Origin of the sequence: Bradyrhizobium sp. AZCC 2262, from assembly GCF_036924535.1 — a bacterium.
Lineage (GTDB): Bacteria > Pseudomonadota > Alphaproteobacteria > Rhizobiales > Xanthobacteraceae > Bradyrhizobium.
Window position 1 is genome coordinate 3503188 of sequence record NZ_JAZHRT010000001.1, and the last position, 22808, is coordinate 3525995.

A 22808-nucleotide genomic window follows, 5' to 3' on the forward strand; every position below is an offset into this window, starting at 1 on the left:
GCCATGATTCTCATCCAGACCGTTCTGGGCAACATCGGCGATCGCGAATGGGCCGAGCGCTTGTCTGCAGCGAACACGGACTTGCTGGAGATCGACCAGTGGGAAGCGCAGAAGAGCCGCTTCCGCAAGACGACTGCAAAGGGTTTGGAGATCGCCGTCTCAATCGACCGCAACACTCATATCCGCGATGGAGACGTGCTGCTCTGGGATGCCCAGGCGCTCTCGGCGCTTGTCGCGCGAATCGAACTGCGTGACGTGATGATCGTGCACCTGGACGAACTGATGAGCCTCGCGCCAAAAACGGCAATGCGTACATGCGTTGAACTGGGCCACGCGATGGGCAATCAGCATTGGCCGGCGTTGGTCAAGGACAACCTCGTCTATGTCCCGCTCACCGTCGATCGCAAGGTGATGGCGTCCGTCATGAATACGCACCGCTTTGAGGGAATCCGCTACGAGTTCGTACCCGGCCGGGACGTTATTCCCTATCTCGCGCCGCATGAATCACGGCGGCTCTTCGGTGGCGCGGAGGGGCCGGTACATTCGCACACGCATGAGAGCTATGCCGGCGTCGAGGCCGAGACGGGACACGTGTACGGACATCCTCCGACGCACGTCCACGCCCATCCGGGAGCCGCCGCTCAGGGACAAACATCGCCGGCAACGGCCGGTTCTGCTCATGACCACCATCGAGAATGATGGCGTCGAGGCGTCGAGCAATGCCGCATTTCTCTCGCGGATGCTGCAGTTTGGTGACTCGATGTTTCCCATTGGCGCGTTCGCGTTTTCCTCCGGCCTGGAATCCGCCATTCAGGAAGGTGTCGTCACCAACGCGGCAACGCTTCGCGCGTTCGCGCGCACCGCGTTGGAGCAGGCGGCGCGCGGTGACTGCATCGCGCTGATCGCCGCGCATCGCGCGGCAACCGTCGGCGATGTCGAGACCCTGGCCCGAATCGATGCGCAGGTATACGCGCGCAAGCTTTCAGACGAAGCGCGGACAATGTCGGTTCGCATGGGCAAGAAATTCACGGAGATGGGTGTGGAGGTGGTGGGCGCGCCGCTACTTCGCACCTGGCGTGAATGCATTGAAAAATCTGTTACCCCCGGTTGCTACCCGATAGCCCTGGCCATCAATTTCGCCGTACAGGATCTGCCTGCCAGCCAGGCGTTTGCTGTGCACCAGTATGGCGTTGCGACAACGATCCTCAGCGCGGCGTTGCGGTTGATGAAGATCAGCCACATCGAGACGCAGAAGATTCTCTACGAGCTGGCCGGACAGGCTGCAGAGGCGTACGAGGCCGCTGCGGCGGCGCGGCTGTCGGACATGGCGAGCTTTGCGCCGTTGGCGGAAATTCTGACCGCCGTCCATACCAGAGCGCATGTGCGCCTGTTCATGAGCTGACCTTGAAGGGAGTTTTGGATGTCGAAGAATATCACGCGCATCGGCATCGGCGGCCCGGTCGGGTCAGGCAAGACCGCGATCGTGGAAGCCATCACACCGCGTTTGCTCGATCTCGGCATCAAGGTTCTTATCATCACCAATGACGTGGTGACGACCGAAGACGCCAAGCATGTTCAGCGTACCCTCAAGGGGGTTCTGCTTCAGGAACGCATTCTCGGAGTGGAGACAGGCGCCTGCCCTCATACAGCGGTGCGCGAAGACCCGAGCATGAATCTGGCTGCGGTCGAGGATATGGAACGGCGCTTTCCGGATACCGACGTCGTGCTGATCGAAAGCGGGGGCGATAATCTGACGCTGACCTTTTCGCCGGCGCTGGTCGACTACTTCCTTTATGTAATCGACGTCGCCGCAGGCGATAAGATCCCTCGCAAGAACGGACCCGGGATCACCTATTCCGACATCCTGGTGATCAACAAGACAGATCTTGCTCCCCACGTCGGCGCCAGCCTTGAGGTGATGAAGCAGGATTCGCGGATGATGCGCGGCAGCAAGCCGTTCCTGTTCACGAACTGCAAGACGGGGGAAGGTATTCCGGAGCTGGTCGCGCTGATCGAGCGGGAGTTCCTGTTCGACATCAACCCGCGCGCACGGCGTTCAGCATGATACCGGCGCCCTTCCCTCCCTGGGCACGCGCTGAAGCGCTCGGCGCATCGATGCCGGAATTCGCCTCGTTCCAGGATGAGCCGCCGCAGATGAGCAGCGGCACTGTGGGCAAGACGGGTTTCCTCCGTCTGGGTTTCGAGCACCGCTCTGGCAAAACGATCCTGGCGACCTTGGAACGCCGCGTTCCCTACATGGTGCAGCGCGCGTTGCATTGTGACGAACAAATGCCAGGTTTGGCTCATGTGTTCTTGATCACCACCACGGGCTGCTTGCTGCAGGGAGACAGGCTGTCCCTGGACATCACCCTTCATGCGCGTGCGCAAGCTCACCTCACCTCTCAATCGGCAACCAAGATCCATGCGATGGACGCCAATTATGCGGCGCAAAGCCAAACTATTGCGCTTGCTGATGACGCATACCTGGAGTTTCTTCCCGAACCCGTGATCCCGCACCGGCACGCACGATTTATCAGTGACACACAAATTTGCGTCGCCCCGTCGGCCACATTGCTCCTCTCGGAAATTATTCAACCGGGCCGAAAGCACCATCATCCCGACGAGTGCTTCGGGGCAACCGTGCTGTCGATATCAACGGCAGCGGTGCGGCCCGATGGTCGCTCCTTGTTCGCTGAGAAGTTGGTAATCGAGCCGCGGCGATATGAGATGCGGCAGACCGGCGTGATGGACTCCTTTGATGTGCTCGCCAACGTGATCCTGTGCGCGCCCAAGGACAAGGCAGACCGGATCCACGAGCGTGCGGAGGCCGATATCAACCTTGCGGACGGTATTGCGTTCGGCGCTTGTCGTTTGCCCAATGACGCCGGGCTGATCTTCAAGGTGTTGGGCCGCGAAACCGCGCAAGTGAAAGCGAAGGTGCGCGAGTTCTGGAGCGTGGTGCGTCAGGAGATCATCGGCGCCGCACTACCTCCGCCCTATCTGTGGCGCTAACGGATCGACGGTGCCAACCGGGTGATCTCCAACGGCCGACGTCGACACGTTCGAGGAGGCAGCAGTGGAAAAGGTATTGGCAAGGTGGGAAAGCCTCTCTGCGTCGTCAGGCATAGTGCGGTTCCTGGACATTAATTTGCGCAGCATCGGGCAAGTTATGTTTCAGAACAACCCGCTAACCGGGCTTCTCTTTCTGGCCGCGATCGCCTGGGCTTCATACGCGGCTGGCGTCCCCCGAGCGGCAATTGCCGGCGTCCTCGCTGTCGTCGTGGCAAACCTGACGGCCCAATGGCTTAACGCCGATAGCGAGTCGCTCCATGCCGGGCTCTATGGATACAACGGCGTCCTTGTCGGACTTGCGTTGGCGACATTTCTAGCTCCGAGCGCACTCATGTGGGTCTATGTGGTGTTGGGGGCGGCAGTTTCGGTCATCACGATGCTTGGGACCGTCAACGCCCTTAAGCCCTGGGGGGTGTCCAGCCTCACGTTTCCGTTCGTGCTCACGACGTGGCTCCTTCTGCTGGCCACGTATGGATTTTCCGGCCTCACAGGGGCTGCGCTACCGGCTGGCGACGTTGTCGTTGCGTTTCAACGCTACGAAGCCAGCCCACTCAAGCTGATCGATCTCCTCCAGGGTGTGCTTCAAAGCATCTCGCAGGTCTTCCTGAAGGCGAACGGTGTGGCCGCCCTTCTGTTTCTCGCTGGCCTGGCTGTGAACTCATTGGCCGCCGCCGCATTCGCTCTCGCCGGTGCGATACTGGCAGTCCTGACGGCCCATCTTTTCGGTGCCGAAAGCGAGCTGATCACCGGCGGTCTTCTCGGCTTCAGCCCTGTTCTGACGGCGATCGCGCTCGGCGCCGTGTTCTATCGACCGAGCTGGCGAGTCGCGATCTACGCCCTGCTGGGCACGCTGTTTACGGTCATCGCACAAGCGGCGCTGAACGTTGCCTTGACGCCCTTCGCCATCCCTGCGCTTACCGCGCCTTTTGTGCTCGTCACATGGATCTTCCTTCTTCCACGCCAGTGTTTCGAGCCGGCGTCGGCTGCAACGGACGATGCCGCGACAGCGCACACAACATAGATCTTTGCTTTTTTGGAAGCCCACATGTCTGACCTAAGTCCCTTGGTACTCCCGTACGAACTCGGATGTCATCGCGCGGATTTCAAGATGCTGCTGGTGGAGGACTGAACCATGGGACTCGTCGGGATACTGCTCGGGCTCGCTCTGTTGATGTGGCTTGCCTACCGAGGGTGGAGTGTACTCATGGTGGCGCCGGTGGCTGCCATGCTGGCCGCTGCGATTTCGGGTGAGCCGCTTCTCGCTCATTGGACGCAGACCTTTATGCCCGGTGCTGGCCGATTCGTTACGCAGTGGTTTCCGATGTTCCTGCTTGGCGGGTTGTTTGGCAAGCTGATGGACGACAGCGGGTCGATCACCTCTATCGCGCGTTTCCTGACTGAACGGTTGGGAACACACCGCACCATACTCTCAGTGGTGCTGGCTTCGGCAGCGGTTACCTACGGCGGCGTGAGCGTCTTTGTTGCCTTTTTCGTGTTGGTCCCCATGGCGAAAGAGATGTTCCAGGCTGCGAACATCCCGCGCCGCTTGATGCCGGCGACCATCGGTCTTGGGGCGTTCACGTTCACGATGTCGGCAATGCCGGGAACGCCGTCTGTCAACAATGCCATTCCGATGCCGTACTTCGGCACAACCACCTTCGCGGCGCCGGGTCTGGGTATCATCGCTTCGATCATCATTTTTGTTATCGGCATGTGGTGGCTCCGCCGTGCAGAAGCCGCCGCGCGCAGGGCCGGCGAGGGCTATGATCGCAAGTCGGAGGAGTCTCCCGCCATCGACGAGACCGTTCGTATGCAGGCGTCAGCTGCCGGCGATTTTGATCCAGCTGAATTTCAGCATGGCAAGCACAGTGCCAGCCTGCCCCCCTTTGTGATTGCCGCATTGCCGCTGGTTGTAGTCATCTGTACTAACTTCCTACTGTCGCTAGTCGTCCTCCCACGGCTGGATTTTTCGTTCTTGGCCAAAGAGGTGTGGGGCGAGACCACGATCGGAGCGGTGGCCGGCGTCTGGTCGGTCGTTATTGCGCTCGCGACTGCGACCCTGACCGTCATAGTGCTCAACTTCAGGCGTTTCCCGGCGTTGCGGGAAAGTTTGGATGCTGGCGCCGCTTCCTCCGTCATGCCAATCCTGATGATTGCCAGTCTCGTCGGCTTTGGTGCTGTCATTGCCGCGCTGCCCGCGTTCGCGGACGTACGTGACGCGCTACTCGCGGTTGGCGGAGGTCCCCTTATCTCTCTCACGATCGCCGTGAACGCGCTCGCTGCGCTTACCGGTACCGCCTCCGGGGGAATGGCAATCGTGCTCAATATCCTCGGCGACACCTTCTTGGGGCTCGCCGCCGAGCACGGAATCGATCCCGCGCTGATGCATCGCGTGACCACGATTGGCGCTGGTACGCTCGATGCCCTGCCACACAATGGCACGGTGCTGTTGCTGTTTCAGATCAGCGGACTGACTCACCGCGAGAGCTATCTCGATATGGTGATGACCGTGATCGTCACCTGCATCATTGCACTTGCCGCTGTCCTGGTCCTGGGCACGGTGTTTGGATCATTTTGATGACAGAGGCTATCGCGACTTTGGCAGATTGCCGCAACACACGGAGGCGAGCATGAATATCCGACTTGTATGCAGCGCCCTGATCATCGGCGCATTGACGGCAGTTGCAGTGCCTCAAAATCTGTCGGTGGCCCAATCGAACGACCAAAGGGCGTCTGCGCCAAGGAGTGCAACACCGAATACGAATATGACGCCGCACAAGCATCGCTCCTGGCGTCATCATGGTGGAAGGCATCCGCACTATGGCAGTCGGCGAGTTCGTGCCCAACCGTCGCGGGAAACGGCATTGCCGCCGACCAAATGATCGACTGCGTTACTCCATCGAAAACCGGGCAGGCTTTCCCATTTTCGGCAAGGGTGATTCCTCCTCTGCAACTGGGGTGATCACTTGATATCACGGCGCATTCTGGAGGTGCATCGTGCCAAAACCTGCCCGCCCTGCCCGCAACAGCGGACAATCGAATTTCTCCGTGCGCAAAAGGATACGAGGCCGCAGCCCGGCCGAGATCGCCGTCTCTCCAACGCGGCCGGTCGCCAGCACAATCATACGCAAGATCACAATCATCATGCGGCGATGATCACGGGACGTCTGGCAAAGTGGAGGCACCGTCATTTCTTGGGAACAACTTCGAATCTTGGGAACAACTTCGAACACCCTCTCATGCGTTCAACAGCGCGGGCTCCCGGAGTGCGGCCATGGGCCCCAGCGCGCTGGACGGGCCGCGCTGGCGATCCTACGGCCTGTCTGACACCGATGGACGAACGCGCGTTGTAGCCGGAGCGAGATAACGGAAAAAATGTGCCGGGAAATATTTTTGGAAAGTCGAAGTGAAGAAGACCAACATCGTGAAAGAAATAAACAACCCCAGCCCGATCCCCGCCCCCCGGTGGGGGTGAAGGGTCCGTTACAGCGCCGAGGTCGATCTCGCACCAGGTTGCCGGTGGCGCGCGCCACCGGCGCGGCGCGGCCGAGGTCGTGATCTGTGATGCCGGCTCCTCCGGCAGGATCGTCGTTAGTCCGACAACCAGTTGATATTAATGATGATCAGCTCGACGACCGCCGGGGTTGCCTACAGCGATGCCTACAGATCGCGGCTTTGGCGGCTGTTCGGCCGCGTCGGCCGGAGCATTGCAAGGCTGATCGCCGCCTCCGATCGGCGAGGCGTCGGTGCCGGCGCGTCGACGATCTTCGCATGAGCGGCTGCGGCGGCTTGCAGATCAGCGCGGACATCGGCGACGATCTCGTCAATCATGAGCAGCGTCGTGGCAGCATCGCCGTTGCCGAGTTCGGCAATCATCTCCTCGATCGTGGATGGCCGATCGAAGCTGCCAGGCCCGCCGACCTCTACCTGGTCCTTCAGAAGACCTACGAGCTTCGCTGAGAGCGTCAGCGCCGCGACCACGGTGCCGTGCTGCTTTGCCCGGCGCGCGTCCTCGATGGTCGTCGCCAGCTCGGCGAGGAGCGACGCCACCGTGACGCCTACTTTCCGCACCGCTGGCCGCGTCAACTCGTCGATACGGTTCCTTATCTCATCTTGGCTCATCAAACGTGATGCTCCGACTTCTGCGGTGTGACCGTCGCCGCGATAGCCGGCCTGGAGGTAGGCGTCGGTGTAGCTCCCACCGGCTTTGAGGCCTTTGATGATGTTCTGGGCGAACTTCTCGCGGCGAGGTCGTTTGAGGATTGCCATGGTTTCAGCCTACGCTGGTCTCGCGAGAGTTCAAGCATGTTTCAGAGTGACGTGCTCGATGATGTGGGCGCGACCTCACACCATGTATCGTTACACTTCGCTCAGTGTGGCGGCTCCGGCTCATCGCTTCCCTCTCGCGTGTGACATCCGCTGCGCCTTTGGGCTGCGCTCCTGTCACGCGCTACACCGTTGGTGCCGATAGCCAATGCCCGGCACCAGCCGGGCTCATGACGACACAGCGGTAAGTGCTGTGCTGTCCCCACCCCGAGATATAGAGGTACGGGTGGATTCCACCCCTTGGGCAGTACGGGTGGTTTCCACCCTCGGCTTTTTGTTTTCGAGGGGTGGTTTCCACCCCTCGAATTGGGAAAAAACCACCCCCGGCTTTTTGTTTTTGGCCGTAGCACCTGCCATCACATGTGCCGTGCCGTTTGCCCGCCAGGTTGGCGCGTAAGCGCCGACAACCGGCTGCCGCTTCTTCGGCTTCTCGCCCGCCTTCCTGGCAGCGCGAGCAATGAACTCCGCGTGTGCCATGGTCTCGATCCGCATCCATTCATTGGTCGGCTTCTCGCCCTTGTGCGAATGGAGCCAGGGGATTCGGAACAGGCTGGGCCTGCGAAATTCTCCGGCGCTGGCCCGGCCCTGTTCGGTCATCACCAGAAGACCGAGCGCGCAGCATTCGCGGAGCGCGGGCGCAATACCCTTGTCGTGGATGCCGTACTCCTCGAACTGGGTATAGGTCACGGGCAGTTTGCCGTTGTCCTTGCCGCCATGATGCGCCAGTTCGATGCTGACACGGTCAAGGATGCGGTGGCCCGACACACTCAGCACGCGATAGGCGGGGCTCTCCAGCAGCTCGATGCTGCGAGCATGGAATTGTCCGGTGATGGTGGGGCGTCTCCTGCTCATGACGACCTCGCAGCGAGGACTATGGCAGGAGCCAATGATGCTTGCGCATTGGTGTTCGGGGTACTAAAAAGCATATAGCGTTCCCTTGGGTCGAAGGTGACGTACAGCCCTGGCGAGGGGTATTTCTTAGACCGGCGCGGCCACCTCGGATCACACCGAGGCCGATACTTTATCCGCAGTCCGGTCGGAAGCCAAGAAACCACTGCGGCACAGGGGTTTTATAGCTCCAACGTCATTCGCAAGTTCAGCAAACCCTATGAAATCAGGCATGCGGCGCACAGTGCGCCGCATCTCGGCGCGCGGCTGTTACATGAAAATCGGAATTGCAGAGATCGTTTTGCAAGCAACGTGCGGCGCGCTGTCACGCATGCTCCCAGCATGAGTTACGGGTTGGCGATCACTGCAGCGTCTCGCCTGGCTCACGCGAGGGCAGCTCGGGCTCGACGGCCACAGCCTCGGGCTCGGCCGGCGCAGGCTGCGTCAGCACCTGCTCCAGCATGCGTGACAACCCCCGCCAAGTTGGCGGGGGTTCACTGCTGTCTAAAATTGGACAGGTGAGTGTCGAGTCGCACCACCATGACGCCGGGCCCGAGGCTCGCTGGCTGTTGGTTCAAAAATTATTTTGCCTACAGGCGGCCGAGTAGGCAACGCTGTAGGTACGCCGCAATTCAAACGGCTAATTCCCGCGTTATTTCAAATGGATGGATGTAAAATAGCAATCCAGCCCGGGGAGCCAACGAACCCAAGCACTTAGCCAAAAATCCCAGATCCTCGCCCACCCGCTCTGTGGGCGCTGTGTCGGCAGATCGATTGCGGCGCGCGATCGAATACGGCGCTTGACGTACCGGTGGCGACACCGCTCGCTGGCTTTGATATGGGCGAGGCGCTCGCACGGGCTGCTCCCCTATTCTGAGGATAGGCCCGCCAAGACTCAGGGAGCGCTCTGGGTGCGTCGGGGATTTGCCGGCTGTCGAGTGCGGGCCACTCGCCGCCAGCGCATAGGCGAATCTGGGCGGCCCGCAGAAACGTCGTTCGAGTACCCGAAGGCGTCGCCTTCGAATATGAGGTTCTGGAATGAACAGGATTGGACTCGGGACTGCGTTCACCATGGAAAATGCTCAACAGCCAGATCGAACGATGATGGCTCTCGTTCTCTGTGCGGCGATTTATGCAGTGTATCTCCCAGCGGCCCTTTGGTTGGGGCACACTTACGTTCCTATTGAAATGCCGCAGGGAGAAAGGGTCGAACCGCTCGCTGGGTTCCTGCACGTTGAGGGATTTTCCTATCGGGCGCCTACGCCCCTCCTGTTACGGTACGCGGACAATGATCCTGGCAATCAGCGCTCACCAATCATCCTGTACGAGAACCTGACGCCGCTCGGGCCACCCCACAGCGCCCACCCAGACATCCAGGAGATCGGCCGTGGTCGCTATTCTCACTGGAACGACAACCCCAAGTCCGGTTGGCGGACAATCAGAGGCGTGCTGTTCTCTGCCAGCGATAATTCGGACCCTCGAACAAATGGTCGGCACTATTGGGCGGTGCTTCCTCGTTAGAATTACGCGGATTGAAACGACCCCGTGGGCGTGACGTTAGAATACGAGGTGCTCAAGCGAATAGCCCGCGCCCAACCCAGCCCGGGGAGCCAATCCAAATCAATCGCTTAGCGGAAAACAGGTCGGCTTCCTTGGAGCCGATTTTTGGTGCCTGCGCGCTTCCTGCACACTTTGGCGGGGCGCGTCATGGAAACCGATACGATCGGGCTCGTCGTCCTGGTCGCGGCGTTGGCCGCCCTCTTCATTGCGGCGAAGCTTTCACGCTGCAGGAAGTGCCGACCGGACTGGCCGAGTTGCCAAGATTTCATTTTTTCAATGTGGAAAGCTTCATAAAACGAAGTTAGCGTAACTTCGTACCCCAAAAGAATGGGCCCCAACGCGGGCGCGCTGCATAACCGTTGCTGGCTAGTCATTTTAGGGCAGCCTTAGTTTTCAGGCAGCCTTGGTTTTCAGGCAGCCTTGGTTTTTCGTGTCGGGAGTATCAAATGAAACAGTCTTTTGAAGGTTTGGAGCGGCGTCGTTCGCTGAGCTCGCTCGATCTCCGCAAGAGAATGGCCCAAATTCGGAAGCTGAGAGAGTTGATCGAAGCTGCAGAAGCCTCGAAGCTTAGCCCCGGCCAAAGCACAATGGACCGGAGTGTCATCGCTCCGCCCGCTGGACATGATTTGCGCGCTTGACGGCTCGGGGCTTCGCTGCCGAGGCATTGCCCGATAGTTCGTTGAGTGTCCGCAATCGACGCTCAAGCGTCACCTTCTTGGCGAGTAGCTTGGCGTTGAGTATCTCCTGCATCTGCTCGCGCAGAGCGAACAGTTCATCGTTAGTCATGGATTCCCACTGGGACATCCACTCACTACTCTCCATGACGCGCCCCCACAATCATGAGTCGTAATCGGCTCATCATTGTATCGGGACATCTCGGACTTCCATACAAGTCCGGCGCACGGAATTGGGCAAATTGCTCGGGTATTTCCCAGGTGTGACTTTTTTGGCGGAATTGCGCGCTTAAGCAGGTTGGCGACCCCGAGCACATCAAGGTCTTCGCCACCACGGACGCCGCGGAAACACGGTTCGAGGAAAACGAAGGCGCAGCCTTTGAGTATGAGGTTCTGAATGAACTGGATTGGCCGGTGTTCCTGAATTAACCCGCAACGCGGACATCAAGCTTAACATGCGAGTTTAATTGCGGCCGACCCAAACAGGTCTAACGTGGCTGCAAGTCACGCAGATTGGCCGCGCTCAGTTTGGCCTGCGTACTGCGTGATCAGGGGTCGCTTCTTGCCCTAGAGGCGGCCCCGCCCCCCAAAGACAAAGGCCAAGTGGGCACTACAACGCAGGGCCTTAGCCGAGACTGTCCCGCTCCTCGCGAGGACTTGTCGTTAAAATGGCCCCAGCGCGAGGTTCTGCGCCGAGGCCAATTAAAGTATTCCCATTTCAAATTGCCAGGCGGAGTAGTGGGTACCCATCTGGCGTAGCGATAGTAGCGGGAAAAGATGGCACCGTCTGTTCAATAGTGAACACAACGCGGACGGTCGCTAAGCCCACCAGCTCGCGTCGGGGCCGGTTCTTGGGAACCTGCGGTGTTGCCGAGAGTCGAATCCATCGCTCCCGGGGGATCGTGGAGACAAACCGGGAGAAAGTGGCGGCCCCAGCGTTCTGCCCCCAAGCTGGGGCCGTTTCTCATTCAGAAGCCGGCGAGTGGCGGATCAAGCGCATCCCTTGCCGGCAGTCGGCATCAACCAAATCGGCAGGCCAGCCCAAGCCGTGGGAGGCGTCGTCATAGTCTGGGCCAACGTCGACAAGCCCGGCCGTAGCATCGATTGGAATGGCGGCACACCGCATCCGCATGATCAAACACGAAGCCTGCCTCTCCACAGGGCTGCAGTGGAGTGGATTGGATTATCCGATCAAATGATCTTGTTGGCTCACTGTGAACTAATGCACAGACCTTCGCGACCAATGCTGGCAATACAGTGTTCGGTTTTGCAGGCGTCAGGGGGTTGAGCATGGCACAGACTGTTCGCGTTTTCGACCACCAATACCTCGCGCAGACCACGGCCGATCTCCGCAATCTAAGGGCCGAACTTCACAAGCTCAGGCTGGCAATTCAGTTGGCAGAGGCTTCGAAGCGTCGCAATAGTCTGAGGGCACGTCGCCGCGACCGTTTAAACACCTTCGCTCCGTCCGCGGAAAATCAATTGCACACTTGACCAGGCGGCGTCGGCCGAGACTTCATCGACCATTGATTGAGCGTCCGCAATCGATGCTCCAGCCAGACCTTTCTGGCCGTCAGCTTTGCGCTAAGGACCTCTTGCATCTGTTTGCGCAGTGCGAACAGATCCTCGTTCGTCATAGATTCCCATTCGCTCATCATGACTCGCCCCCACGACGATGAGATGTAACGACTTATCAATGTACTGGCGGACCAAGGGAAAGCCAGCTGGCATTTGAACTAGCTGGCATCCGGAAATGACAGTCGAGCGTATGGCGGTCCCTGCACGCGGCGAAAGCCATTAAAAAGCCGCCCGATCCGGGCGGCTTTTGTTTTGTCGGCATCTCTGACGCCCTACCTTCCCGCAATCGCGGCAATAAACAGCGCGCAAGCCGCCGTGGACGAGACCATCCGCACGTGGTTCCACAACGTCCAGTTGGTCAGAAAGCGCGACCACAGCGATGCGGCCTCGTGGCTTGCGGGATCGGCCGCGGCAAGCGCGTCGTTCAGCGGCACGTTGAAGATCATTGTGACGCCGAACATGCCGAGCACATAGAGCACGCCGCCGGCCACCATCGCCATCGCGCCGGGCTCGCCCCAGCGAAACAGCGCGATCACCGCCTGCGCTGTGCTCGCCGCCGTCGTCGCCAGGAAGATCGGCAGGAACAGCGATTGCACGATCGCGACGTTGATCGCATTCATCGCCGCGATGCCGGCCGCCTGCCCGATGCGGCCAAGCGCCGTCATGATGAAGGTCGAAAACGCGAAATAAAGACCAGCGAGCAGGCCGCAGCCGATCGCGGAAAACCACAGCAGGCCGACTATCAACATCTGCAGCATGATCATGCCCTCCAGACGCCGGTCGCGGCGGTGCGGCGGGCATAGTCGGCAAAGTCACACGCGGGACGGCCGAGGGCCTGCTCGACGCCGTGCGCGACATCAGAATTGCGCCCGTCGAGCACGACGGTGAACAGCTCGCGCAGAAGCGCGATGTATTCCTCGGGGACATGGGGCCGCATGCCGTCGGCAAACTCTTCCGAACCGATCTGCCGGTAGTTGACCGGCCGCCCCGCAGCGCTGGCGATCTCGGCCACGGCCTGCGCAAAAGTCAGCGCGCGGGGCCCCGTCACCTCATAAACCTTGCCGGCATGACGCCGATCCGTCAGCGCGGCGACGACCACCTCGGCGATGTCATCGGCGTCGATGAACGGTTCGGGCACGGCGCCGACCGGCAGCGCGATCTCACCGGCCAGCACGCCGTCGAGCAGATAGCCTTCGGAGAAATTCTGGTCGAACCAGCTCGCGCGCACGATCGTCCAGGGAACGCCGGATTGCTGCAACGCCGCCTCCGCCCGTTGCGCGCCCGGCTCGCCGCGGCCCGACAGCAATACGACGCGCTCAAGTCCGTTCTCGCGCGCCAGCCGGCTGACCTCGGCGATCGCATCAACGGCGCCTTCGACCGCAAGGTCCGGCTGGTAGGTGACGTAGGCCATCGAGACACCGGCAAGCGCGGCCGGCCACGTCGCGGGCCGGGTCCAGTCGAACGGCGCGGGCGTCGAACGCGACACCGGCCGCGTCGGGACGCCGCTCGCCCTTAGCAGCGCATTGACGCGCGCACCTGTCTTGCCCGCGCCGCCGATAATCAGGATCGGGAGTTCTGACATGGTCATCCTTTCGGGATACAATACGATAATATCTCGTATTTGCAAAACCCGATAAACTCTCGTATTGGTAACGTCAAGTTGCTTTTGTGTGAGAGGGCCGATGCCGAGGGAGAAAGCCGGACGGAAGACAGCCGCGGCTGCGGGACTGGCGCGCCTCGTCCCGACCCAGCAGCGCAGCCGCGAGCGATTCGAGAAAATTCTCGAATGCGCGGCAGCGCTGATGGCTGGGAAAGGCAGCGAGGCGTTCCGCATGAGCGACGTCGTCGAACGCAGCGGCGTGCCGTTCGGCTCGCTCTATCAATACTTTCCCGACAAGACCGCGATCATCGGCACGCTGGCGGAGCGCTACAACGCGATCGGGCGCGACTGCGTCCGGCGCGACCTTGCCGTGGTCAAGCACATCAGGGATCTGCATCCGGCCCTGTGTCGCATTACCGACAGCTACTATCAGATGTTCATCGACGAGCCGGTCATGCGCGACATCTGGCAAGCGACGCAGGCCGACCGGGCACTGCAAAAACTCGACGAGGAAGACGGCATCTATCTCGCCGGGCTGCTCGGCGACGCGCTGCAACGTATCGCGCCAGGCGCGCCCGCAACCGCCCTCGCCTCGTTTTCCCAACTGATCATGACGCTGATCGCCGCGACCGTCCGCCACGCGATCACGTTAGGGCCGAAGGAAGCAGCCCGGATTCTCAACCTGTTCAAGCGGATGCTGCCGAAGAATCTGGCCGCGCTGCTGGAGATATAAAGGAGTCGAGACTTACTGCCCGAACACCGCAGCACAGGCCGGGCTCAAGCTCGACTTCTGCCGGCGCAAGCATGCGGTAATGGCCCGGGCGTTCGGGATCTCGCCGGCGCAGAGGCGGTAGACGTCGGGCGTGCAGGCCCGCCGCTGTTCGGGGGTGCCTTGCTGGGCGCAGGCCGAGCCGCTCGCCATCAGCGCGAGCAGGAAGCCGAGCACCGAAGCCCGGCGGTAACGACCCAGAAGTGCCGCACTTCGCGCAAACCTTGCCTTCATGACCGCGTCCTCCCTGGATGATGCTCGCCTTGACAAGGCAGCCGTCATTCCCAGGCGGATACGCGAACTAATTTTTGCAAAATGTGATTTTTCTCACACTGCATCCCGCCTGCGCGGGGTTAGTGACTGCGTGGGGAACTTAACGCTTTAGTAACCAGCTTTGCCGCGGTCGCCGAACCGTTAAAATTCGAACGATCCGCTCAATCTGGAAACAAAATACTTTTGCGACCTTCGCCTCTGGAACCCCGGAGAGCGCGATGAGCGAAGTCGAATACAATTTGCTGCTGGAAGCCGTGCAGACGGCCATTGCGCCAGCCCCGGAGGATGATTTCGTGGTCCAGACCCAGCGCTCTTATCCGTCGCCGCGCGCCGCCAACGACAACCGGGGCCCTTGGCCGCTGCTGCCGTTTCCCGAGGGCTGGTACGCCGCCTGCTGATCGCGGCCGGCTTGCCGCGGCCTCTCATATAATTAATCGGTCTAAGCCAACGAGCAAACGCGACATCAAGACGTTTGATCCTCTCTAAACATGCTCTCCTTTCATCTTCTCGGCCTTCCTCGCCAGAAGTTCGGCGAACCTGGCCTTCGCGGGCCCGATGATCTTTTCATCCAACGCCCCTACGAGGGCATCGAGAGAAGAGTAATAGAGCGGCTCGAAAACCCAATCGCGATGCTGTATCCACAAATCCGCAAGCATCGCGAAGGGCTTCTCTCCCTCCTGGATGATGGGTCGAAACGGCACCATGACCTCAGGTACTGTCGCCTGTAGTTCAAGGGGAGCGGATTTTGGGTTCGTGACGTCTGCGATCACGAAGTGCGAGAGCCCGGCGAGCAGCCTGACAGTCTCAGTGAAGTTCTTCGTCTCCGGCTTGTCGAAGTTGAAAATGATCGGCAAGTAGCCGCGATTTCGAAGTTCGTCCCGCAACCGCTCCAAAATCTCAATCCGGCCTTCAGTGAAGCGGCCAAGTAGCAACACGCCTTTCCTTCCGATGGTGTCGATTACGTCGCGGATCTTCTCGTTGTGGAGCAGGAGATAGATGAACTGCGCGACCTCGATGTTATCGACGGTGACCTCTGGCTCGTCGTCGGGTGTGATGACCAAGTTCTGCTGCTTGGCCCCATCCAGTTTTAAACCCCACGCGGACACACCGTGGGTGCGAGAGCCCGTAAGGTCAGCGCCCGTAAGGTCCGTCTCTACCAGGAGGGCATACTGGAGGTCCGCCCCGGTGAGGTTCGCTTTGACGAGCTTCGCGTTGCCGAGGTGCGCCGCGTTCAGGTTCGCCCGGAAGAGTTTCGCATTGGCCAAGTCCGCCGTGCGCAGGCGCGCCCCACTTAGGTTCGCCATGCTCAGGTCCGCCCCGCCTAGCTTCGCAAAGTTCAGGTCCGCCTGGTAGAGTTTCGCCTTCCGGAGGTCCGCCCCGGCGAGCCTTGCGTCGTACAAGGACGCCTCGCTCAGGTTCGCCTCGCGCAGGTTCACCTCGCCCAGGTTCACCTTGGACAGCTGCGCCCTGTAGAGGTTCGCTCCGCTCAGGTCCGGACGGATGTCGGGGTTCTCGTCACGCCACGCGTTCCAGGCAGCCACCCCCTTCTTAAGCTGAGCGATGTGAGCTTTGTCCGTCATAAGAGTTCCTCCCAACAGTTCGCCCGTCTGGCCGTCGCCGGCGTTGCCCCGACGGATCAGATCGGGCAGGCCCCAGTCGCCTATCATCTCAAGAAATGCGCCGTGCGTCTCGCGGCTCCCCGCTAAGGCTGTCGGCCCTCGTGGTGTTTACGTTTTATTAACCATGCGGCGGTTCAATAAATTGCTGCGGGGCAACACAGCAGGAGTTTCGACATGCAGGATTTAGAACAGGCTATTCGCGAGCGCGCCTATCACCTCTGGACTGCCGATGGCCGCCAAGAGGGCAATGCCGAAGCGCACTGGTTGGCTGCACAGCGCGAGGTCTTGGCATCATCTTTGGGCATCCTAGGGAACGTCTCACCAACGCCCCGCGCCCCTAAGAAGTCTGCGAAGACGCCTTCAAAGAAGGTGCGGGCCGCTTAGCGAAGGCAATCGCATCGGATGGTGATCGGATGCCGCGTTTGGCTACGTTGCCGGGAGCCAAACTGCCCGCGCATTTAAACCCTCAACACTGGAAGCTGTTGCTTGCAGACAGCACTCCAGCGCATTCCGACGCCGATGCGGACATTGCCGCCAAAGCTACTGTCTTTTTCGGATTGTCGTTGGAGATTGACCATTCCTGCGGTCAGACCATACTGAAATCCTGCAACTGGAATATCGGTGCGGTGTCTCCTTCTCAAAGCCATTCCGTAATCCGCATCGCAGGGAGGCTAAGCAAGTAAAACCACGCCAGCATAACCAGAATGGCGCTCAAAAAATAAACGATGATGATTGCTTTCCCCCTGGCGACATCTGCGGAAGATATGGGATTTTCTTCGCGCGCTGGTAGCCACTCAGATGTTTCTTGCTGGTCTACATTTGTCGGCCGATGACTATCGGCTACGTTGTCGTTCCCTGAAATTGCTCGATGCAAAACAACTGACGACCCGTTCGTTTCACTTGGTGAGCGAGTGCGGGTTCCCGCATCCCTATTTTGCGGATGTCGCGGGTCGGATGAATTGCTGGCCATCGAAAGGCTCCTTTGGCACGCTCGGCCCGGCGCGCCCTGAGATCATAAGAACCTGCTGGTCGAAGCCCAGTTCCAACCTACACGAATGAAGTGGCTCGGCTAATACCCAGCACCACTAATGAGGCAGGTTGCCTCAGGCGGTAGGACGCGCTTTGATGGGCAATGGGCACAAAATCTCGGGAAAGCATTTACGGCGCATCGGTTCGCGCGGCTGCAAGTCGACGAAGGTTTCGATAGACTTCCCGTCGCCAAGATGCTGGCCGGGAGAGCGCTTAAGCAAGGAGTGACTACTGTCGAAAGAGTTGCGCATCCAAATTGCGTACACCCGGCGTCCCGGGCCTGACGCTGGCCTCATGGTCGAGCGGTCGCCTACGATTGAAGCAGCGCGCGCCGCATTCGAGACCGCATGGCGCGTATTTCTATCCCGACGAACCGAAGCCGACTTCGAGGAATGGCGCGATCAGCAACGATGGACGGCGTTCAAAAATGCGTTGAGAGATCGCGGCGAGAAGGTGCCAGTCCGATGAAGCCAGGGTAAAGGCCTCGGTAGGCATTTAGGTATATATTAAATAACTGATGCGCTGCACGTTGAACCACACCGAAACGGATTAATCTTCTCGATGGCGGCCCAGACAAAATCAATCGGTGTTCAGCCGGAACTGCTCAGATGGGCGCGCGATAGTGCGAACATGACGATCGTTGACGTGGCCGAGAAATTCAAAAAGCGCCCGGAGGAAATAGAGGCGTGGGAAAATGGTGAAGGCGGACCGACATATGCTCAACTTGAGCGCCTTGCCTACGAAATTTACAAGCGACCCCTCGCTATATTTTTTCTGCCCTCGCCGCCCGATGAGCCGAAGCCCCGCACCGAATTTCGATCACTGCCGGACGCCGATCTGTCTTCGCTACAGCGCCATACAGTCCTGCTGATCCGCAAGGGTCATGCATTTCAAGCGGCGCTTGAAGAACTTTATCAGGGACGCAATCCGACAGAACGTCCGCTCTGGCGCGAAACGTCTCTGTCAACGCAGCGTGCCGTTTCCCCTCAGGCCCAACGCGTGCGCGACTTGTTAGGCGTCTCCCTTGAGCAGGTGGAGGAAGCCTCCACCGATGATGAGGCCCTGAAATTGTGGAGGCGGGCAATCGAGGCTCGCGGCGTGTTCGTGTTCAAGGACAGTTTCAAGCAGGGAGAGATTTCCGGCTTCTGCCTTCGGCATGAAGAGTTTCCGATCATCTTGATCAACAACAGCACCACAAAAACGCGGCAGACATTCAGTCTCCTGCACGAACTTGCTCACCTGCTCTTTAATCGCAGCGGCATCAGCCGGTTTGACGATGCTGGAATAGATGAACTCCCGCCGCAGGATCGCGCGATAGAGAAATTCTGCAATTCGGTAGCCGCTGAAATCCTCGTCCCAGCGCGAGATTTTGCCATCGCAGTACGCGGCCTCGACCCGCTCCATGCAAGTGATGAAGAGTTCGCCGCCGTGGCGAGGCGTTATCACGTCAGCCGGAGCGTCATCCTCCGCCGCTTCCTCGATCAAGGGCAGGTGTCAGAAGCATTCTATCTTGAGAAAGATCGGGAGTGGGCCAACCAGCGCGGTCGCGGCGGTTCGGGTGGCGATTACTACAACACGCAAGGTGCCTATCTCAGCGAGAGGTTTCTGCGCGACGTCGTGTCAGGTTATTCGCGGCGAGTGATTTCAAAATCTGAAGCCGCCGAAATGATCGGCGTGAAACCGAAGAACTTCGACGCCTTTCAGGACCTCGTCCTGAGGGGCGCGGCATGACCTACATTTTTGACACAAGCTCATTCATCCGATTGAATTCATATTATCCCGACATTTTTCCCGGCTTTTGGCAGCAATTTAACGATGCCGTCGCTGCGGGCGAGATCATATCGACACGCGAGGTGCTGCGCGAGCTTGAGCGCGAAGACCCAGATCACGTTTTCACCTGGGCAAAGCAAAACGGCGGCGTCTTCACAACACCGATTGGTGATGAGACAGCGTTCGTTGGCCGCATTCTTGCCGTTCCGCATTTCCAACAGATCATCGGCACAAAGGCGCGCCTAAACGGAACCCCTGTGGCCGACCCGTTTGTCATCGCCCTGGCGGCAGTGCGCAAAGGTACGGTAGTTACCGAAGAAAGGGCAAAGCCGCACAGCGCAAAAATCCCGACGGTGTGCGAACACTTCGGGATCCAGAGCGCCAATCTCGAAGGCTTCATGCGAAATATCGGCTGGACGTTCAATTGATCAGGCAAATGGGGCGTGCCGAGCCGATGAAGCTCGCCGTCGATCGTCCCTTCGCTGATCCAGAGAAGGCCGCGCGTCGACTGATGCAGCACGCGCACGCCTTCGAGGCGGTGCAGCATGGCAGGTTTTACATCGAGGCGATCAATGGCCCGTTTCTGCACGTCGACAAAGGCACACCGACAGAGTATGTCGCGGGGCTCGACTTCGCAATCGAGCGTGGCTGGCTAACGTCGCACGAGAGCGGAACGTTCGTGCGGTTCGGCCAAGCCGGTAGCGAGTTGTTCGCGTAAGCCAACGGACAGAGCGATGGGTGCAACAGCAACAACAAGATACAGTTTCACAGCTCAGTTCCTACGCGGGGCCGCAATTTTCGCGCGCCGCGCGTGGGTTTTGGACGGGGATGCTGGCATTTCCACCTCAGAGGAACTGCGGTCCGAGCATGTCGCGTGCGTCGTGGGTTCCTTAACGCAAGCCACGGCGGCGATTGAGGCCGAGATTTCTGAAATTACAATCCACGGTCCCGGTCATCACCTGGGTTCAAACGGCACTGATGTGGCGGCGCGTGAGTTCCTTCGTCCTCTGGCCGAAACCATCGATGGAGAGCCAAGTCTCCGCAGGTACGACCTAGTTTTGCATCTCCTCCGAAAGCCCGCATTCGATCGGGGTGCAAATCCGTATCAGGATGCGGCACTTCTCGTTAGGCTCCGCAACGAACTTATCCATTATAAATCCAAATGGGGTGACGAGATGGATGAACAGCGGCTATTCGCCCAACTTGAGCGACTTCAGTTTGAGAAGCCGGTATTTGCTCATCCATCCAGCAACTTCTTTCCTCACAAATGCTTGTCCCCGTCACTCGCAAGTTGGTCAGTACTAACAGGTGTTGAGTTCATTAATGCCTTTTATCATCGCCTTGGCGTACTGAGCCCGTTGATGGCGCATTCCGAATACCTAAGAACCCCTCCAGCACGTCTAAGTGCTTAAAGATCGCTTGCGCCGTTGCCCCGGCACACTGTCCGTCGAGTGTCTATGATTGGGATGCAAGGATGGCCTGCGTCCCCTTGGTGATGAACCGCTCCCTGAGACGGTCGTCTCTAATCAGCGCCTTCGCGCGCTTCTCGACCTCGCGGATGTTGCGGTACTTCGGTTGCTCCGGAAGGGCACCGAGGTAGTCGTCGGCTTCACTCTCGTGGTCCAGTGAGAACGGCTCAATATTGCTTACGGTCATCGTCTTCTCCCTTTCGTTCACCCCAGTAGAAATTGGGGCTCACGGAAAGGGACGCCAGAGCGGACCCCGGATAGTCTGTGGAAATCTCTGACGTGTGGGCACTTTGCCGCGAAGCCCCCGATCGAGCGCACCGCCGCCGCTGCTTGAAGCCGCCAGCCAGCCCCGCCCAGGCGCGCACCCTGCCCTGCTGACACCATCCCCGCGACCCGGCGATCGCCGACGCACGGGCGACCGCGAGAAGTTCGGTGCGGGCTAAGCCAGTCTCCCTACAGTCTCCCCAAATGGAAAATCTGCGTTCGATTTTGGCGAGGAGAATACGGGCTAAGTGCTTGTTTCTAAAAGTGGAGGCCACGACCAGAATTGAACTGGTGTACACGGTTTTGCAGACCGTTGCGTAACCACTCCGCCACGTGGCCCCATTGCGGCGGATGAATACAGGCGATCAATCACTTAGGCAACCTGCCTCGACCGCGCCCCCTAAAACTTCTGAAATTCATTTTCCGTAGGACTTCTGAAACTAGCGTGCGTGGTTCGTTCCGAACGCGCATTTTGCCTTTGATGCCAAGCCTTCCCCCAAAATTCTATATAAATCACTGAAGTTGCTCTAGTTTCTTGCAAGTATCGGGACTGCGCATAAACAGCCCTCGTTCAGCAACCTGGAGATCGCAACTCATAGTCGCTCACGTGGCGACCTTTGAGCCGGGCAGCTAGACCGATCCGGTTGCCGGTGAGGGTATTACCGTGAGCTCATCCAGTAGCGCTTGCGCCAGGCCTTTCTGCTGGGCAGGCAATCCACGGGACCGGGCTGCCTGTTCAAGGGCGAGCGTGGCTACCATGTGGATGCGAAAGTGCGCCGGATTTTGATCGACTCCGCCGGCCTGCGATTCCTTATCGGAGACGATTTGGCGGCAGCGAGAGACGGAGGTCGAGGTAAAGGCTCGGCAGGACAAGGGTCGCACATCATAGACAGAACACTGATCGCCCTCGTCGAGGAGCGGGCATCTCAGCCGCAGTCGGGTCGGATTCTCCGCGGCATTCGCCGCCGCGGCTGCTTCCAGAAGCCTGGCGCGTAGCTTTTCGCGCTCAATGGGTGTGAACGTCTTCTCTATATGTTCCGCGATAACTGCAGCCACGCCCGGCGGAACGGCTACATAAAGGTGACAGCACGCACTGCAGCCGCTCTTGCAGTCGTAGATGGGCTGGTTGGGATAGCTCTCCCGGAAGGTCGCGGCGGCCGCATCCGCGAAGGCAATCGCATGCCGGGCCGCGTCAGCCATGGTCTCGGATCGACCGAGAGTCACGCCCAACTCCGATCCGAGCAGCGCAAATACTCCCTCGTAGCGACCGGCGAGCGACCGGATCAGCGCGCCGACCTCAGATATTTCGGCCGAGACGCGATCAATGGCGTGCTGCAAATCCATGCGAAATCTCCATTTTATTTGCGTTGGCCGACGTCTTTAGGACACTGGTAAGGTTCTGCAGTAGAGGCCCGAATCTTTCCGGCAATGGCCAGCTTACCTCGATCACTTTCCTAATTTTGTGCCATCGCGTCCTGCGATCCCTCGCTGAGGGAGGAAGTGCACGAATTCGTCCGCAGCAAGATCGAGCATGACCTCGCCTCGCGTCGGTGAAACATTGGCGTACGGATGAACTGATTGGCGACGCTAAACAACGCCGGGTAGCGCTGCGACCGTTACAGCAATGAAGTGACTGCGGTAGCGTATGAGTGCGACTCCGACCTCAAATCGAAAATCACGGAAGTGCCTGAAACTTTTAGCGCTTCCAGAATTTCGGACGTGGGTGACCCCTGTGAACCCGCCTGCGATTTGCAGACCGTTGCGTAACCACTCCGCCACGTGGCCCCATTTCCAAAGACGTCTTTTCGCGCTGGGCCTCAAAGGTTCTATGCCGCAGCAGCGCGGGGATTCCGCCACAATGGGTCATCTTCGGCGAGCCTCGATGAAGTCGTTTCTCGGATTATGCGAAATAAACCT

The 22808-nt window shown here is 59.5% G+C and carries 23 protein-coding genes and 1 tRNA gene; 13 read left to right on the top strand and 11 right to left on the bottom strand.

Annotated features, from left to right (window positions below; translation table 11 throughout):
- Positions 1-3: 3 nt before the first annotated feature.
- From ureE to V1283_RS16625, 6 genes are all read left to right on the top strand, one after another.
- Positions 4-699, top strand: a complete 696-nt coding sequence (gene ureE, locus V1283_RS16600; RefSeq protein WP_334387529.1) for an urease accessory protein UreE — start codon at positions 4-6, stop codon at positions 697-699.
- Positions 680-1402: an urease accessory protein UreF gene (locus V1283_RS16605; protein ID WP_334387530.1), complete on the top strand. Its 723-nt coding sequence runs from the start codon at positions 680-682 to the stop codon at positions 1400-1402. Before ureE ends, V1283_RS16605 begins: the two co-directional genes overlap by 20 nt.
- Positions 1403-1420: 18 nt before the next feature.
- Complete coding sequence (gene ureG, locus V1283_RS16610) at positions 1421-2065, top strand: urease accessory protein UreG (protein WP_334387531.1); 645 nt, start codon at positions 1421-1423, stop codon at positions 2063-2065.
- Complete coding sequence (locus tag V1283_RS16615) at positions 2062-3012, top strand: urease accessory protein UreD (RefSeq protein WP_334387532.1); 951 nt, start codon at positions 2062-2064, stop codon at positions 3010-3012. The genes ureG and V1283_RS16615 overlap by 4 nt, the downstream gene beginning before the upstream one ends.
- A 64-nt stretch (positions 3013-3076) precedes the next feature.
- Positions 3077-4093: an urea transporter gene (yut, locus tag V1283_RS16620; protein ID WP_334387533.1), complete on the top strand. Its 1017-nt coding sequence runs from the start codon at positions 3077-3079 to the stop codon at positions 4091-4093.
- A gap of 111 nt (positions 4094-4204) precedes the next feature.
- Positions 4205-5650 (top strand): GntP family permease, encoded by a 1446-nt coding sequence (locus V1283_RS16625; RefSeq protein ID WP_334387534.1) that lies wholly within the window; start codon positions 4205-4207, stop codon positions 5648-5650.
- A gap of 1082 nt (positions 5651-6732) precedes the next feature.
- Here V1283_RS16625 and V1283_RS16630 read toward each other — a convergent pair.
- The 5 genes from V1283_RS16630 to V1283_RS16650 form a co-directional block, all read right to left on the bottom strand.
- Positions 6733-7341: a hypothetical protein gene (locus V1283_RS16630; protein WP_334387535.1), complete on the bottom strand. Its 609-nt coding sequence runs from the start codon at positions 7339-7341 to the stop codon at positions 6733-6735.
- A 225-nt stretch (positions 7342-7566) separates the two neighbouring features.
- Positions 7567-8250, bottom strand: a complete 684-nt coding sequence (locus V1283_RS16635; protein ID WP_334387536.1) for a hypothetical protein — start codon at positions 8248-8250, stop codon at positions 7567-7569.
- Between the two features lie 2196 nt (positions 8251-10446).
- Positions 10447-10632 (bottom strand): hypothetical protein, encoded by a 186-nt coding sequence (locus V1283_RS16640; protein WP_334387537.1) that lies wholly within the window; start codon positions 10630-10632, stop codon positions 10447-10449.
- A 1738-nt stretch (positions 10633-12370) separates the two neighbouring features.
- Positions 12371-12856 carry an anthrone oxygenase family protein gene (locus V1283_RS16645; protein WP_334387538.1) on the bottom strand — a complete coding sequence of 162 codons (486 nt, stop codon included), beginning with the start codon at positions 12854-12856 and terminating at the stop codon, positions 12371-12373.
- A gap of 2 nt (positions 12857-12858) precedes the next feature.
- Positions 12859-13680: an NmrA family NAD(P)-binding protein gene (locus tag V1283_RS16650; RefSeq protein WP_334387539.1), complete on the bottom strand. Its 822-nt coding sequence runs from the start codon at positions 13678-13680 to the stop codon at positions 12859-12861.
- A gap of 100 nt (positions 13681-13780) precedes the next feature.
- Here V1283_RS16650 and V1283_RS16655 point away from each other — a divergent pair, with 100 nt between their 5' ends.
- Complete coding sequence (locus tag V1283_RS16655) at positions 13781-14431, top strand: TetR/AcrR family transcriptional regulator (RefSeq protein ID WP_334387540.1); 651 nt, start codon at positions 13781-13783, stop codon at positions 14429-14431.
- Positions 14432-14443: 12 nt separating this feature from the next.
- On the opposite strand, the gene V1283_RS16660 is transcribed toward V1283_RS16655, so the two are convergent.
- Positions 14444-14701 carry a hypothetical protein gene (locus V1283_RS16660; RefSeq protein WP_334387541.1) on the bottom strand — a complete coding sequence of 86 codons (258 nt, stop codon included), beginning with the start codon at positions 14699-14701 and terminating at the stop codon, positions 14444-14446.
- A gap of 257 nt (positions 14702-14958) precedes the next feature.
- On the opposite strand from V1283_RS16660, the gene V1283_RS16665 reads away from it, so the two are divergent.
- Complete coding sequence (locus V1283_RS16665; protein ID WP_334387542.1) at positions 14959-15138, top strand: hypothetical protein; 180 nt, start codon at positions 14959-14961, stop codon at positions 15136-15138.
- Positions 15139-15222: 84 nt separating this feature from the next.
- Here the strand turns inward: V1283_RS16665 and V1283_RS16670 are convergent, their stop codons facing one another.
- Positions 15223-16320, bottom strand: a complete 1098-nt coding sequence (locus tag V1283_RS16670; protein WP_334387543.1) for a pentapeptide repeat-containing protein — start codon at positions 16318-16320, stop codon at positions 15223-15225.
- 213 nt (positions 16321-16533) lie between these two features.
- Between V1283_RS16670 and V1283_RS16675 the strand changes: the two genes are divergently transcribed.
- Positions 16534-16743, top strand: coding sequence for a DUF2934 domain-containing protein (locus V1283_RS16675; RefSeq protein WP_334387544.1), 210 nt, complete (start codon positions 16534-16536; stop codon positions 16741-16743).
- Positions 16744-16996: 253 nt separating this feature from the next.
- Here the strand turns inward: V1283_RS16675 and V1283_RS16680 are convergent, their stop codons facing one another.
- Complete coding sequence (locus V1283_RS16680) at positions 16997-17329, bottom strand: hypothetical protein (protein WP_334387545.1); 333 nt, start codon at positions 17327-17329, stop codon at positions 16997-16999.
- 620 nt (positions 17330-17949) lie between these two features.
- On the opposite strand from V1283_RS16680, the gene V1283_RS16685 reads away from it, so the two are divergent.
- From V1283_RS16685 to V1283_RS16700, 4 genes are read left to right on the top strand one after another with little or no spacing between them, the layout of a single operon-like run.
- On the top strand, positions 17950-19119 hold the full coding sequence (locus V1283_RS16685; protein ID WP_334387546.1) for an ImmA/IrrE family metallo-endopeptidase: 1170 nt from the start codon (positions 17950-17952) through the stop codon (positions 19117-19119).
- Entirely contained in the window at positions 19116-19586 is a 471-nt protein-coding gene (locus tag V1283_RS16690) for a PIN domain-containing protein (protein ID WP_334387547.1), read from the top strand. Before V1283_RS16685 ends, V1283_RS16690 begins: the two co-directional genes overlap by 4 nt.
- Before the next feature lie 26 nt (positions 19587-19612).
- Positions 19613-19876, top strand: coding sequence for a hypothetical protein (locus tag V1283_RS16695; protein WP_334387548.1), 264 nt, complete (start codon positions 19613-19615; stop codon positions 19874-19876).
- A 16-nt stretch (positions 19877-19892) separates the two neighbouring features.
- Entirely contained in the window at positions 19893-20570 is a 678-nt protein-coding gene (locus tag V1283_RS16700) for a hypothetical protein (protein ID WP_334387549.1), read from the top strand.
- Between the two features lie 43 nt (positions 20571-20613).
- On the opposite strand, the gene V1283_RS16705 is transcribed toward V1283_RS16700, so the two are convergent.
- The 3 genes from V1283_RS16705 to V1283_RS16715 all read right to left on the bottom strand — a co-directional run bounded on the left by V1283_RS16705 (position 20614) and on the right by V1283_RS16715 (position 22235).
- Positions 20614-20814 (bottom strand): hypothetical protein, encoded by a 201-nt coding sequence (locus V1283_RS16705; protein ID WP_334387550.1) that lies wholly within the window; start codon positions 20812-20814, stop codon positions 20614-20616.
- 342 nt (positions 20815-21156) lie between these two features.
- Positions 21157-21230: transfer RNA gene (locus tag V1283_RS16710), tRNA-Cys, on the bottom strand.
- A 291-nt stretch (positions 21231-21521) separates the two neighbouring features.
- Complete coding sequence (locus V1283_RS16715; RefSeq protein WP_334387551.1) at positions 21522-22235, bottom strand: YkgJ family cysteine cluster protein; 714 nt, start codon at positions 22233-22235, stop codon at positions 21522-21524.
- Between the last annotated feature and the right edge of the window lie 573 nt (positions 22236-22808).

Bases quoted from the DNA above. Each gene is read 5' to 3' on its own strand.
- V1283_RS16640 (WP_334387537.1), bottom strand. From the start codon at position 10,632: ATGACTAACGATGAACTGTTCGCTCTGCGCGAGCAGATGCAGGAGATA.
- ureG (WP_334387531.1), top strand. From the start codon at position 1,421: ATGTCGAAGAATATCACGCGCATCGGCATCGGCGGCCCGGTCGGGTCA.
- V1283_RS16650 (WP_334387539.1), bottom strand. From the start codon at position 13,680: ATGTCAGAACTCCCGATCCTGATTATCGGCGGCGCGGGCAAGACAGGT.
- V1283_RS16690 (WP_334387547.1), top strand. From the start codon at position 19,116: ATGACCTACATTTTTGACACAAGCTCATTCATCCGATTGAATTCATAT.
- V1283_RS16680 (WP_334387545.1), bottom strand. From the start codon at position 17,329: ATGGCCAGCAATTCATCCGACCCGCGACATCCGCAAAATAGGGATGCG.
- V1283_RS16635 (WP_334387536.1), bottom strand. From the start codon at position 8,250: ATGAGCAGGAGACGCCCCACCATCACCGGACAATTCCATGCTCGCAGC.
- V1283_RS16695 (WP_334387548.1), top strand. From the start codon at position 19,613: ATGAAGCTCGCCGTCGATCGTCCCTTCGCTGATCCAGAGAAGGCCGCG.
- V1283_RS16605 (WP_334387530.1), top strand. From the start codon at position 680: ATGACCACCATCGAGAATGATGGCGTCGAGGCGTCGAGCAATGCCGCA.
- ureE (WP_334387529.1), top strand. From the start codon at position 4: ATGATTCTCATCCAGACCGTTCTGGGCAACATCGGCGATCGCGAATGG.
- V1283_RS16675 (WP_334387544.1), top strand. From the start codon at position 16,534: ATGCAGGATTTAGAACAGGCTATTCGCGAGCGCGCCTATCACCTCTGG.
- V1283_RS16705 (WP_334387550.1), bottom strand. From the start codon at position 20,814: ATGACCGTAAGCAATATTGAGCCGTTCTCACTGGACCACGAGAGTGAA.
- V1283_RS16615 (WP_334387532.1), top strand. From the start codon at position 2,062: ATGATACCGGCGCCCTTCCCTCCCTGGGCACGCGCTGAAGCGCTCGGC.
- V1283_RS16685 (WP_334387546.1), top strand. From the start codon at position 17,950: ATGGCGGCCCAGACAAAATCAATCGGTGTTCAGCCGGAACTGCTCAGA.
- V1283_RS16655 (WP_334387540.1), top strand. From the start codon at position 13,781: ATGCCGAGGGAGAAAGCCGGACGGAAGACAGCCGCGGCTGCGGGACTG.
- V1283_RS16660 (WP_334387541.1), bottom strand. From the start codon at position 14,701: ATGAAGGCAAGGTTTGCGCGAAGTGCGGCACTTCTGGGTCGTTACCGC.
- V1283_RS16630 (WP_334387535.1), bottom strand. From the start codon at position 7,341: ATGGCAATCCTCAAACGACCTCGCCGCGAGAAGTTCGCCCAGAACATC.
- V1283_RS16665 (WP_334387542.1), top strand. From the start codon at position 14,959: ATGAGCGAAGTCGAATACAATTTGCTGCTGGAAGCCGTGCAGACGGCC.
- V1283_RS16645 (WP_334387538.1), bottom strand. From the start codon at position 12,856: ATGCTGCAGATGTTGATAGTCGGCCTGCTGTGGTTTTCCGCGATCGGC.
- V1283_RS16670 (WP_334387543.1), bottom strand. From the start codon at position 16,320: ATGACGGACAAAGCTCACATCGCTCAGCTTAAGAAGGGGGTGGCTGCC.
- V1283_RS16700 (WP_334387549.1), top strand. From the start codon at position 19,893: ATGGGTGCAACAGCAACAACAAGATACAGTTTCACAGCTCAGTTCCTA.
- V1283_RS16715 (WP_334387551.1), bottom strand. From the start codon at position 22,235: ATGGATTTGCAGCACGCCATTGATCGCGTCTCGGCCGAAATATCTGAG.
- V1283_RS16625 (WP_334387534.1), top strand. From the start codon at position 4,205: ATGGGACTCGTCGGGATACTGCTCGGGCTCGCTCTGTTGATGTGGCTT.